This is a genomic window from Rhizobium sp. LjRoot258 (assembly GCF_964254185.1).
In the GTDB taxonomy this organism is placed as follows: domain Bacteria; phylum Pseudomonadota; class Alphaproteobacteria; order Rhizobiales; family Rhizobiaceae; genus Rhizobium.
In genome coordinates this window covers 1,268,515-1,281,033 of record NZ_CAXUST020000002.1, presented here as the reverse complement: position 1 = coordinate 1,281,033, position 12,519 = coordinate 1,268,515, and the positions used below count along the sequence as shown (strand labels likewise).

Genomic DNA, 12,519 nt, shown 5'->3' with positions numbered 1-12,519 from the left:
CCGCCGGGGCGTGCTTTGCTATACACGCCTCGGTTCATCTGCGTTAGAATGACGGGCAATCGTCGGGGGAGGATTGCATGACCACAGACGAAGCACATCGCGCCGTGCCCAAAATAACCCGCGGCTCCTGTCATTGCGGAGCCGTTCACTGGGAATTTCGCGGCACCATTCCAGATGCCACGATCTGTAACTGCACGGTTTGCCGACGCTATGGCGTGCTGTGGGCCTATGACTACGATGGCCAAGGAATTCACGTCGAAGACGAAACCGACGCTCTTACCGCTTATATTTGCGGCTCGCAGAGCCTTTCCTTCAACTTCTGTCGTCGCTGCGGCAACCTCATCAGCTGGCGCGCCTTGAGGCCAAGTCGCAACGGAGAGACAAGAATCGCCGTCAACCTCCGTCTCGCCGAACCAGCTGAGGTGGCCGACGTTCGGCTGCAGCGGTTTGATGGTCTCCACAGTTTCGAGGATCTGCCGCCGGACGCGCGCACGGTCGCAGATGTTTGGTTCTAGGCAAGAGGCTACAACTCATCGCAGCGGCAGTCTCAGTCCTCGGGCAGCGTAAAGACCTCGCAGGGCGCAGCAATCCCGCGCAACACGTGGTAACCCACAGGAACCAGCGTGGCGGTCGTCCTTTCCGCGACCGCGCCGGAAAGCAACACGGTCAGCCCCAGAGGCTTGCATAGCCCTTCAAGCCGGCTGACCAGATTGACGGCCGGCCCGATCGCAGTGAAATCCAGCCGGTCGGCGGCGCCGATATTGCCCCAGAGGATCTCCCCGAAATGGAGTGCCACACCGAAGGGGAGTGGCGGCAACCCCTGGTTTTGGCGCACGGTATCGAGATGGGCCATGCCGGCACGGGCAGAAGCAACCGCGCGCAATGCCGCCTCGCATGCCTCGCCGGGCGTGGTCGTGACGGGGAAGATTGCCAGTACCCCATCTCCCATGAACTTCAACACCTCACCGCCGAAAGCGTGGACCGCACCGGCTATGCGATCAAACCAGGCGTCGAGCGAGGCGATCATCACCGCAGGTTCCGTCGCCTCGGAGAGCGCCGTGAAGTCGCGCAGATCCGCGCACAGCAAAGCCGCCCGTATCGTCTCGCCGGTGCCGCGAGACAGAGCACCGGCCTGCACGCGGGCGGCGCTTCGTCGACCGAGATAGGCCTCTAGCAGCGCGGCCAACCCTGTCCTTGCCGCCAGCGCCACCAGGGATGGTGCCGCAAAGCGTGCCGCCTCGTGCAGTTTGCCTGCCTCGGCCGCGGTAAACGCCCGCGTTCCAGCCCACCCCAGAACTGGGCTATCCGGCGGCAGTCCCACCGTATCCTCCTGGACTGGTCCAAGGCCAGTCAGCCATTCATGCCCGGCCGGATTGTGTGAAACATCGGTGAAGCTTAAAGCCTCGATCACGGCTCCGGTTTCGGCCCGCCACAACCACGTGCGGCGCGCGATGATGGGGTGCGGTGCCGCCAGTGTCAGGGCGCCGCCTGCCAGCGGCAACCCGTCTGTCAGCAGCCTGCGGCCCAATTCGGCCAGGTACCACTCGGGATCCGGCGATGCGCCGGCTTCGTCGACCAGCCATGCAAGGGAGGTGGGCAGATCCATGCCTAGATCATGCCATGTCAACTGAAAGCTGTCACCCGCGGGTCAATCTGCTCGCCGCAGAGCCGACGGAACTGGAGAAAAACCATCAAACCCGACCGGACCAGGGATCCGGGCCCGGATCGCGCCCGGCCGCGTATTCCGCCAGTCTGGCGATATAATGCTCCCAGCCTTCCGCATGTCCGGCACACTGCTCGGCATTCGGCAATCCGGTATGGGTCAACCGCAACAGGGTTCCATCCGGCTTCTCGATCAGGTCTATCTCCACCAAACTCGATCCGGGCGGTACAATCTCGCTCCCGTCCCAGCCAAAGCTGTAGGCGAGCCGGTGGACAGGTACAACCTCTCGGAAGGAGCCCCGCGCGAAGCGAGCGCCGGTAACGTTGACAAGATAAAGGCCACCTGGCTGAGGCTCGACTTGTGCCTCAGTCCCCATCCAGCGCAGGATCTTTTCGGGATCGGTGAGCAAGGCAAAAACCGCGGAAGGCGGGGCCGAAATGTGGGTCTCGCGGTGGACGACAAGGGGCTCTTGCATCAACTTCTCCTCTGGCTGCTGCAATCTGATCCGCCGACGGGCTAATCGGCGCCTTTCGTGAATTCTCACCTGAAGGGAGATAGGCAGGAGGGCTGCCGCAACAAGTACACCACTGCGCCCCGATTGCACGGCCGCGCACCAGTTCAACCCGGAACCGAACACCCTCATCTGCGTGACAGTTGTGCGACGAAAAAGAAACGGCGGTGGAAAACGGTGTTACGGGCCTGACACAGGCCAGCATTAAAGAGGCTGCAAAGAAGCGTGTCTCGTCGTTGGGCACGCTCCCGAACCAGAGAGCAGCCCCCGTGAAAATCATCCAGATCACCGACACTCACTTCAGCCCCGAGAAGGCGCATTTCAACGACAACTGGGCGCCTCTTGTGAATTGGATCGAGGCAACGGATGCTGACCTCGTCGTCCATACCGGCGATCTCACCGTCGACGGCGCCGACAAGGAAGGCGACATCACCTTCTGCATGGATCTGATGCGCCAGACGTCGGTCCCGATGCTCATCGTGCCGGGAAATCACGATGTCGGCCACCTGCCAGGCTCGGATCAGCCGGTGACTGCAGAGCGTCTGCAGCGCTGGCGCGCGCTTGCCGGTGACGACCGCTGGATCGACGACGCGAATGGCTGGCGCCTCATCGGCCTCAACTCCCTGCTTCTTGGCCACGAGGACGATGAGGAGGAAGCGCAGTTTGAGTGGTTGCAGACAGCATTCAACGAACGCAACGGTCGTCGGCTGGCGCTGTTTGCCCATAAGCCGCTTTTCGTTGACGAGCCGCATGAAGGCGATACCGGCTACTGGTCCGTCCGCCCGAGCCAGCGCAGGCGGCTCTACGATCTGATTGCTAGCCACGACGTGCCGCTCTTTGCCAGTGGTCATCTTCACTGGGCCTGGCAGGGCCGCTTCGAAAACACCTCGCTTGTCTGGGGTCCGTCGGCTGCCTTCATCATCGACAAGATCGAGCGTGCAATGCCGGGCGAACGTCTCGTCGGCGCTGTCATCCACACACTCGGCGACGAGGTCACAAGCGAGATCGTCGCCGTGCCGGGCATGACGGCGCATGTGCTCGATGAAGTGGTGCACGAGGTCTATCCGAAAGCCGTCAATAAGGAGATGGCTGAATGAGCGCCCTATCCCTTCGTGGCATCCGTAAATCCTTTGGCGGCAACCCGATCCTGAAAGGCGTCAGCCTTGATGCGGAGCCGGGCGAATTCATCGCACTTGTCGGTCCATCCGGCTGCGGCAAGAGCACGTTGCTGCGCATCCTAGCTGGTCTCGAGACCGCCGATGGCGGCGAGATCAAAGTTGCGAACAGGGACATCAGTACCCTCAAGGCAGCCGAGCGCAACATTGCGATGGTTTTCCAATCCTATGCGCTCTATCCGCATCTGACCGCCGCCCAGAATATCGCCGTGCCGCTCGTCATGCGCCGGCTGACGCGCGCCCAGCGCCTGCCCGTCATCGGGTCGCTGATACCCGGCCAGCGCAAGGCGATCGCCGACATCAAGCGGGATGTGCGCAGCATGGCGGCTTCTTTGAAGATCGATCACCTTCTCGACCGCAAGCCTGGCCAGATGTCCGGCGGACAGCGCCAGCGCGTTGCACTTGGCCGTGCCATGGTGCGCCAGCCGGCGGCGTTTTTGATGGACGAGCCGCTTTCCAACCTCGACGCCAACCTGCGTGTGCATGCCCGTGGCGAGATCGTCGAACTGCATCGCCGCGCCGGGGTACCGACCCTTTACGTCACCCATGACCAAGCCGAAGCACTTTCCATGGCAGACCGGGTCGCCGTGATGATTGGCGGTGCGCTCCTCCAGCTTTCGCCACCGCAAGTTATCTACGACGATCCGCAGCATATTGACGTCGCAAAGTTCATCGGCCAGCCGCGCATCAATCTTCTGCCCTCGCAGGTCGAGGCGGATTCGACGGTGGCTCTGGGCAACGTTCGCTGCGCGCTTTCCAACTGCTCCCTTTCGCCCGGCGCGGCGGTGACGCTCGGCATTCGCCCGGAATTCGTCCGCATCGCGCGCGGCGGTGATGGCGGCCTGCAGGCCCGCGTCGAGCGCGTCGAATTCCTCGGGTCTGAGATCATCGTCTATAGCCGTCTGGATGCGATCGGCGAAACCATGATCGCCAAGGTCTCGCCCTCCGAAGGCACTGGCCTTGCCGCCGGCATGCCGATCCACCTGCATGTTGCCGGCGAGCATATTCTTGTGTTCGGCGCCGACGGAGCACGCCAGCCCGCAACGCCGTGGACGACCGCTGTTGCACCGGAGACTGCGCATGGCTGACAATGTCGCAGCCTCCGGCGTCATCGGACACGCCCCGTCCAGGACCGCCGAGCGCCATGAAGCCAGGACGGCCTGGTTGCTGTCTCTGCCGGCGATGGCGCTCGTCTTGCTGTTCATCCTTCTGCCGGTTGCAGCCGTGATCGCGCTCGGCTTTTCCGATTTCGAGCTCGGCTATGCGGGCTTCAAGTTCGTCGGCTTCGAAAACTACGCAGAGCTCTTTTCCGATCGCACCTTCAGGCGCTCGCTCTGGAATACGACGGTCTATACGGCGATCGTCACACCCGTCTCGATCGTCCTGGCGCTTGGCCTTGCCATGCTGATCGAAGCCGAGGGCATCGGCCGCTCCTTCTTCAGGACCGCCTTTTTCATGCCCGTCGCCTCGTTGCTCGTCGCCATGGCGACGGTCTGGCAATATCTCTTCCATCCGACCATCGGGCCGATCAACGCGATGCTTGCTCAAATCGGCATCCACGGGCCGAACTGGCTCGGTGCATCGAGCACCGTGCTTTTCGGTCTATCGATCATCGGCATCTGGCAATCGGTGGGCTTTATCTTGGTGCTCTTCCTGGCAGGTCTGAGCGCCATCCCCCGCGAACTCTATGCCGCCGCCGACGTCGACGGGGCCCGCTCGGGCTTGGATCGCTTCTGTCTCGTCACCTGGCCGATGCTTGGGCCGACAACACTTTTCGTGACGACGATCAGCATCATCAACTCCGTCAAAGTCTTCGAAACGGTCAAGACGCTCACCGAGGGCGGCCCGAACAAGGCCTCCGAGGTACTTCTTTTTACGATCTACCAGGAGGGCTTCGTCTATCTGCGCGTCGGCTATGCCTCGGCCATGACCGTCGTCTTCCTCGCCATTCTGGTCGTCCTGATGTTCCTGCAGTACCGGATCCAGGACCGGCAGGTGCACTACACATGAACGCTGAAACCTTTCCCCTCGCCCGGATCATTCGGCTGTCAATTTTGAGCCTTGGCGCGCTCGTTTTCCTCGCACCCTATATTTTCATGGTCTCGACAGCCGGCAAGGCTCAGAGCGACATCTTCACGTCCTCGTTGTCGCTCGTCCCGCAACACTGGTTTTACGTCCAGAACTTCACAAAGGCCTTGTCGCGCGTCTCGATGGGCAACCTGCTTTTCAACGGCGTGATTGTCTGCCTGCTGATCCTTGTCATCCAGGTGACAATCGCGGTCCCCTGTGCCTATGCCATGGCGAAGCTCAAATTCCGAGCGGCCCGCGTCATGATGGTGTTCGTCATGCTCGGCCTGCTGGTTCCCATCCATGCGACCGCGCTGCCGCTTTATGTCGCCTTCGACAAGGTGGGGGGCCTGAACAGCTACGTCGCATTGGTTGCGCCCTTCACCATCTCGGTTTTCGGGATCTTCCTGTTCCTGCAGTTCTTCCGCTCCATGCCGGATGACCTGATCCATGCAGCGCGCCTTGACGGCATGACGGAGGTCGGCGTCATCGCGCGCGTCATCGTACCGAATGCGTGGCCGGCGATCACCGCCTTTGCGATCTTCTCGGTCGTGGCCCATTGGAACGATCTCTACTGGCCGCTGATCGTCATCTCGAACCAGGCCTATGCCACACCGCCGCTCGGGCTTCTCTATTTCCGCGCCGCGGAGGCCGGCGACGACTACGGCGCGCTGATGGCAGCCACTCTCATCATCACCTTCCCCCTCGTCGCCGCCTTCCTGCTGGCACAGAAACGCTTCGTCGAGGGTATCACCATGACCGGTCTCAAGGGCTGACCGGTCCTAAACCAGGAGCCACGCGATGAAGCATTTCACCCAGATCCTCGCCGCCGCGGCGGTCGCCATGACGGTGTCGCTTCCGGCCCATGCCGAGACGACACTGACCGTGCATTATCCGATGCCCGGTTTCTTCAAGGACGTGATGGACACGATCTCGAAGAAGTTCATGGAAGAAAACCCGGATATCAAGATCCAGTTCGCCAACCCGTCGGCGACCTACGAGGAAGGCATCCAGACGATCATGCGCCAGGCCGGCACGGCCGAGATGCCGGACCTGACCTTCATCGGTCTCAACCGTCTGCGTATGGCCAATGAGCGCGACATCCCGGTCGACATGGGCCCGCTGATCGCCAAGGACAAAAGCATGGCGGACCAGGGCTTCTCTGACAACATCCTGAAGCTCGCCCAGGTGAACGGCAAGCAGGTCGGCCTCGCCTTCGCGACCTCAAACCCGATCATGTATTACAATGCCGATCTCCTGAAGGCCGCCGGCGGCAACCCGGACAATCCGCCGAAGACCTGGGACGAGGTCATCGAACTTGGCGCCAAGATCAAGGCGCTCGGCAACGGCGTCGATTCGATCGACTTCCGCTGGCAGGGTGACGACTGGATGTTCTCCGCGCTGCTGTTTGGCGCCGGCGGAAAGATGCTGGGCGAAGACGAAAGCAGCGTCGCCTTCAACGGTCCGCAAGGCCAGAAGGCAATGACCATCATCGACCGCATGGTCAAGGAAGCCGGCATGCCGGTTTTCACCAAGGCCGCCGGTGAGCAGGCCTTCGTTGCCGGCAAGGTTGGCTTTGCCTTCCAGACGACCGGCGCGTTGCGCAACACGGTCAAGAACGTCGGCGGCAAGTTCGACCTGCGCACGGCCGAAATCCCGCTAATCGATCCGGTGAATGGCAAGCTGCCGACCGGCGGCAACGCGGTCGTCATCTTGACCCATGACGCCGCCAAGCAGGATGCCGCCTGGAAATTCGCCAAGTTTGCCGCCGGCCCTTATGGCGCCTCGGTCGTCGTGCCCGGCACCGGCTATGTGCCGAACAACGAGCTGGCCGCGAAATCTCCGGAATATCTCGGTGACTTCTACAAGCAGAACCCGCTCTTCCAGGCCGGCCTGAAGCAGATGCCGCGCATGATCCCGTGGTACGCCTTCCCGGGCGCAAATGGGGTTCGCGTCACGCAGACGATCGTCGACAACACCTCGCGTGTCGTCGACCAGTCCGCGACCCCGCAAGAAGCACTGGACGACGCTGCCGATGACGTAAAGCGTCTGCTGCCACGCAGCTGATCGCCAAGATGAATGAGGACGACGACCACCGCTTCCCTGGAGGCGGTGGTTTTGTTTTCAGATCGCGCGAACGGTACCACCACGCCGCAGGCAATAGGCGATATCGAAATGCCGCGCAGGTGCAGCGTTCTCGGCCATATCCAGGAGCAACGAGGCCGCAGTTGCCCCCATGCTCGCGTCCGGCATTTCCATCGTCGTCAGCGGCGGATCCATCATCTGGCCGATGGCGATTCCGTCGAAGCCGACCACCGACACATCGCGGGGCACGCAAAGTCCCTCGCGCCGCAAGGCTCCGATGACGGCGAAAGCCAGGAGATCGTTGGAGGCAATGATCGCGGTTGGCGAAAACCTTGCCAATACTGCGCTCAAATCGAGCTGGTCATAGCCACCAACGAAGGCAATCTGTACCGGATCCAACGCTGCGATGCCGTCCTCCAGCATCGCCTGCCGATACCCGTCATGCCGTAACCGCGCCCGATCGGAAGCGGTAAAGGTGCCGGAAACAAACAGGATCGCTTTATGGCCAAGTGCGGTCAGCATTTTCGTAGCTTCATATCCCGCACCGAAGTTGTCGACGGTGACGGCGGCCGGAAACAGCTCCGTCGGAAGGTTGCCGAGGAGGACGGTCGGGGGCATGGATGACGGCAGATTTCTGGTGTTCAATGGATCGCACAAAGTCAGGATCAGTCCCGTCGGCCGGTCGTTCAACAACGTTTGTATGGCAGCCGCTTCCCGCGCGGGCTCATAGTGTGATTGCGCAATCAGCACCCCGTGACCTCCAACCAGCATCCTGTTCTCGATGCCGGATAGGGACGAGGAGAAGACGGGATTCGTGATGCTCGGGATCAGAACCCCGATTACGGGACGTCTGCCAACCTTGCCGCCTGCGGCCGTCGATCGGTAGCCGAGCTCGGCGGCAGCGCGCCGAACACGCCGGCTCATCGCATCGCTGACGGAGCCATTGAGACTAAGGGCCCGGCTTGCCGTCGCAAGCGAACAACCAGCTCTTTGCGCGACTTGTTGCAACGTGGTCATGCGCGCTTCCCCAATCATCGAACCTGCCACCAATAGTTGGGCCTATTTCGTCGTTTGAGATGAAGGATTTATGTCAGCTGCCAACGGTTGCGCGCCATCAACGGCAATCAAGGCGATCGGTGGCCGCCTCAACCCAGTGCGGTCGGCCTGAGTGATGGGAGTGGACGGATGGGCCGGGTTGTGGCGTATTCTTCAAAACGACTATGAGGACCTTCAGAATGAACCCGGAAGGGGCCGCGCCGCAACGCCCCAGGTTGGCGCTCATACACCGGGAATGGCTGCTTGCGGTCAGCATTGCCACGAGCGTCGTGTTCCTCCTTTTCGGTGAGGTTCTCTTCGGGTTGCTTGCCAACCCGATATGGCTGGCAGTCATCTTCATTTGGCTGTTTTCAGTCGTGCTTGGTTCTGCATTATCAGTCGTGCGCCACGCCGATCATCTTGCGGAGCAACTGGGCGAGCCGTATGGAACGCTTATCCTCACGCTTGCCATTACGTCGATCGAGGTGATGGCCATTACGGCGGTCATGCGGCACGGCGAAAGCAACCCGACGCTGGTGCGTGACACGCTTTTTGCCGTCGTGATGATCATCCTCAATGGCATGGTTGGCCTGTCCTTGCTGATCGGAGGCTGGCGGCGGCATGAGCAGCACCACAATCTGCAGGGCGCCAACGCCTATCTGGGCGTTATCGTACCTCTGGCAACCCTCAGCATGATCATGCCGAATTTTACGCATCCGACAAATGGACCGCCCTATTCCACCGTCCAACAAACGGTTCTTGCCTTCATTTCCGTTGGGCTCTACGGCGTGTTTCTGACCCTGCAGACCGGTCGCCATAGAGGCTTCTTCATCGATGATGCCGGTGAGGCGGCGGGAGGGTATAGCAGAACCACAGAAGGACCTCTATGGCCGCCCGTGATTCTCCTGGTTGCCTACATGGCTCTCGTCGTTTTCCTGGTCGAACAGCTGGCCGCGCCAATCGATTACTTCATCGAGACACTTCGTGCTCCTGCAGCGCTGGGCGGCGTCGTCATGGCTGTCCTCGTCGCGACACCGGAGGCAATCAGCGCCGTGCGAGCCTCGGTCGCTAATCATCTACAGCGGTCGGTCAACATCTTCCTGGGATCGGTTCTGTCGACCATCGGACTGACCGTACCTGCGATGCTGGTCATCAGTCATCTCACTGGCCATCCCGTCGTGCTCGGCCTGGAGCGCACTGATGCCGTGATGCTCATTCTGACACTGGCTCTCAGCATCATTACATTTGCGAGCGGTCGCACGCACCTGATGCAAGGCGCCGTGCACCTCGTTCTCTTCGTCGCCTACTTCCTTCTGATATTCGAAGTTTGAGGGGCCATTGCCTGCTCAAGATCTATCGGCGCCGCAGTCAATCAATGCTGACCGCGAATCGAGGCTGCACCATCATTTGAGCGGTGGGCACGTTCAGTTCACAGAGCCCACCGCTGCGGCGACCGGATCAGGCCGGGTCTAAGCGTGGGCGGCGGGATGATGAACGTCCCAGACTGCCCATAGCGACACGGCGGCAACGAGCACACCAAGGACGACAACCGTCCACATCGCGCTTGCATTGGCCGCAAAGCCGAGGAACCAGGGCGACGCAACCAGCCAGAGGCCGAGCACGATATTTGCCCATTCCTCCCATTCGGAAAACACCGACAGCGCCGCTGTGGCCAGCGCAGCGAGCATGACGGCAACGATCCAGGCATTCCAACTCGGCATCGCTTCGGCCGCGAAACCGACAACCCACGGCGAGACGAACAAGCAAACCGCCAGAACCAGATTAGCCCAGTCCTGCCTTTTCCTTCCTTCCATCAAGGTGATTGCCATGATGACCTCCCAATTTGAAGCTTATCAGGCGTCGCGTGAACTTCACGCTTAAGTATATAAATTGGTGAACCATAAGACTTAATTCAAGATATGACCAAACAATGCCTAAATCCTTACGCCTACGTTGACGGTGCCGCAGAGCGTTCCGTCAGGCCAACCCGAGCAAATTCCCGCATAGCTTGCAGTTTGTCGACCTTCGACAATCAGCCTGGGCCATCTTTCGGGCGGCAGAAATACAGCCCAAGCTCCGCGATTCCAATCGCCATGAAAGCCCGAGCTCACCTTAGCGGAGCTAAGCGCACGTCGAGCAGTGTGACGTTTGTAACGACAACCGGAATTCCTACCGATCCGCGTCAGCCGTGAGCCGCACGTTGCTCATGACAACGGTTGCCCAGTGCAAGAGCTTGCAGCTTTGTCAACTCGATCATCTTTTCGCGGGCCGGCAGCGGCGTGAGATTATGGTCGGCGTCGGGAAACAGATGCAGTTGCACGTTTGGATAGGCAGACAATTTTTCACCCGCATTCCCAAAGTTGACCCGGAACATCTCCTGCCCCTCGTCACCTTCGGTATAGATGATCGAAAGCGGGGTGCCACGGTTGGCGAGCGCCCGAAAATCGCGATGCACGTGGCCCGTGAGCTGCGTGAGCGGCTTGGCCGGCGCAAAGACGGGAGACAGCCCGCCGGCCATTCGATCGACGAGGCGCATGGAGATATTCTTGGTTGCCGCGGTCAGATCCACCTCGCCTGCCCAAAGGCGGCGAACCGTCTCAATATCCAGGGCATTCCTCATATAGGCCTTGAGCGTCTTCGGAAGCCCCTTGAAACGCCAACGGAACGCGACCGGATTGACGATCATGCACGCGTCCCAGCGCGGATCGGCAAGGACGCTTCTGAAGGCGACGTAGGCACCGCTGCAGCGTCCTATCAGCAGGGTGCGTTCGCTTATGCCAAGACTGTCAATATAGTCGCGGGCCATGCCGGCATCGGCCATCTGGGTCTCGTCATAGAGAACCTGTTTGCGACGGGTTGCGACCGGCGGGCTATCCCCGACGCCGGCGCTGTCAAAGCGCAAGGACGATACGCCGACGCTGGCCAGCTCGCGCGCAAGCGCGACCGAGGAGCGGGCCCAACCTGCCGCATGATCATAGGCCGTCGTCAGAATAACGGCGGTCACGCCGATCGAATGACCGGTTGGCTCGCACAAAACCCCGTAGAGCCGGTCGTTTGGACCGAAGCGGACGCCCGTCTCGCGAATTGCGCCGGCACGGACCGATGCAATCGGCGAAGGCTTCTTGGCCGGTGGCGTGCTCTTGCCCTGATATTGCGGCAGCGATTGCAGCCACTCGATCAGTTCATCGATGAGCGCGTCAGGGATTTCCTGGTTCAGCGGGTTGGATACAAGCGCATCATATCCGGCAAAGGGTGTCGCGCGCAGCTGGCAGCCTGCGGCCTGAAGACGGTCGCGAAAGGTCGTGTCGGCTTCCAAGCCCGGGCGCTCGGCCATGAAGATATGTGGCTTGCTGGTCATTTCGAGGCCGTTGAGATCGACAGCCTTGAGGTCTTCTGCAACAGCGCGCGGCATGCGCAATCCAGCAATCGACCCGGGCGCGCTATCGCGCAGCTCCTGCTTTATGCCAAGACCATCATCAATGAGCCGTGAAAACAGCGAAAGCTCGCGCAGATAGGCCCGCCCTTTCAGCACCGGCGCCAAAAGGGCAATCGCCGCAACTGATGGCTCAAAATGAGCCTGCATGAGTGCGAGACTGGCGCCGATGCCCTGGCCGATGAACACGAGGTTTCGGGCGCCAGAAAGCATCTTGAGTTCTTCGGCCGCCCTGCCGATCGTCTCCGACCACACCGACAAGCCGCGTTCGCCCGACCTCTCGTCGAGCGAATTCACCGTTCCGGGATAGTCGAAGCGCAGGCTCGCGACGCCGACTTCTGCGAACCGTTCCGCCAGGATGCGATAGAACCGGCGCGTGCACATCTCCTCGATCCCCCAGGGGTTGAGGAGAAGCACTGCGAGATTGCTCTTCGGGGCGTCATCATCGGCTGGCGTAAACAAACCAGCATGCGACCCGAAGACCGTCGGCTGCGAGGCGGAACGCCCCTTTCCTTCTTCGGAGTTCATGCCAGTCTGGTTCACCATGGCC

Annotated in this window: 12 protein-coding genes; 7 read left to right on the top strand and 5 right to left on the bottom strand. The window is 61.1% G+C overall.

The annotated features are described in order from the left end of the window. The first annotated feature begins 77 nt into the window (after positions 1-77). Positions 78-515 (top strand): GFA family protein, encoded by a 438-nt coding sequence (locus tag ACSQ9D_RS26800; RefSeq protein ID WP_436284867.1) that lies wholly within the window; start codon positions 78-80, stop codon positions 513-515. A 32-nt stretch (positions 516-547) separates the two neighbouring features. On the opposite strand, the gene ACSQ9D_RS26795 is transcribed toward ACSQ9D_RS26800, so the two are convergent. Beyond that, on the bottom strand, positions 548-1,606 hold the full coding sequence (locus tag ACSQ9D_RS26795; RefSeq protein WP_436285184.1) for an adenylate/guanylate cyclase domain-containing protein: 1,059 nt from the start codon (positions 1,604-1,606) through the stop codon (positions 548-550). 85 nt (positions 1,607-1,691) lie between these two features. After that, entirely contained in the window at positions 1,692-2,138 is a 447-nt protein-coding gene (locus tag ACSQ9D_RS26790) for an SRPBCC family protein (protein ID WP_436284866.1), read from the bottom strand. Positions 2,139-2,443: 305 nt separating this feature from the next. Here ACSQ9D_RS26790 and ACSQ9D_RS26785 point away from each other — a divergent pair, with 305 nt between their 5' ends. From ACSQ9D_RS26785 to ACSQ9D_RS26765, 5 genes are read left to right on the top strand one after another with little or no spacing between them, the layout of a single operon-like run. Then, a complete protein-coding gene (locus ACSQ9D_RS26785) occupies positions 2,444-3,271 on the top strand; it encodes a metallophosphoesterase family protein (protein ID WP_436285183.1) in 828 nt (275 codons plus the stop codon). Then, positions 3,268-4,437: an ABC transporter ATP-binding protein gene (locus tag ACSQ9D_RS26780; protein ID WP_436284865.1), complete on the top strand. Its 1,170-nt coding sequence runs from the start codon at positions 3,268-3,270 to the stop codon at positions 4,435-4,437. Before ACSQ9D_RS26785 ends, ACSQ9D_RS26780 begins: the two co-directional genes overlap by 4 nt. Then, positions 4,430-5,359, top strand: coding sequence for a carbohydrate ABC transporter permease (locus ACSQ9D_RS26775; protein WP_436284864.1), 930 nt, complete (start codon positions 4,430-4,432; stop codon positions 5,357-5,359). The genes ACSQ9D_RS26780 and ACSQ9D_RS26775 overlap by 8 nt, the downstream gene beginning before the upstream one ends. Beyond that, positions 5,356-6,192, top strand: a complete 837-nt coding sequence (locus tag ACSQ9D_RS26770; protein ID WP_436284863.1) for a carbohydrate ABC transporter permease — start codon at positions 5,356-5,358, stop codon at positions 6,190-6,192. The genes ACSQ9D_RS26775 and ACSQ9D_RS26770 overlap by 4 nt, the downstream gene beginning before the upstream one ends. A gap of 25 nt (positions 6,193-6,217) precedes the next feature. Then, positions 6,218-7,483, top strand: coding sequence for an ABC transporter substrate-binding protein (locus tag ACSQ9D_RS26765; protein ID WP_436284862.1), 1,266 nt, complete (start codon positions 6,218-6,220; stop codon positions 7,481-7,483). A 57-nt stretch (positions 7,484-7,540) separates the two neighbouring features. Here ACSQ9D_RS26765 and ACSQ9D_RS26760 read toward each other — a convergent pair whose 3' ends face one another. Continuing rightward, complete coding sequence (locus ACSQ9D_RS26760) at positions 7,541-8,518, bottom strand: substrate-binding domain-containing protein (RefSeq protein ID WP_436284861.1); 978 nt, start codon at positions 8,516-8,518, stop codon at positions 7,541-7,543. 218 nt (positions 8,519-8,736) lie between these two features. Between ACSQ9D_RS26760 and ACSQ9D_RS26755 the strand changes: the two genes are divergently transcribed. Then, entirely contained in the window at positions 8,737-9,867 is a 1,131-nt protein-coding gene (locus tag ACSQ9D_RS26755; protein WP_436284860.1) for a calcium:proton antiporter, read from the top strand. Between the two features lie 138 nt (positions 9,868-10,005). On the opposite strand, the gene ACSQ9D_RS26750 is transcribed toward ACSQ9D_RS26755, so the two are convergent. Together ACSQ9D_RS26750 and ACSQ9D_RS26745 are read right to left on the bottom strand one after the other, a co-directional pair. Further along, positions 10,006-10,365 carry an SPW repeat protein gene (locus tag ACSQ9D_RS26750; protein WP_436284859.1) on the bottom strand — a complete coding sequence of 120 codons (360 nt, stop codon included), beginning with the start codon at positions 10,363-10,365 and terminating at the stop codon, positions 10,006-10,008. Positions 10,366-10,718: 353 nt separating this feature from the next. Next, a complete protein-coding gene (locus ACSQ9D_RS26745) occupies positions 10,719-12,515 on the bottom strand; it encodes an alpha/beta hydrolase (protein WP_436284858.1) in 1,797 nt (598 codons plus the stop codon). Between the last annotated feature and the right edge of the window lie 4 nt (positions 12,516-12,519).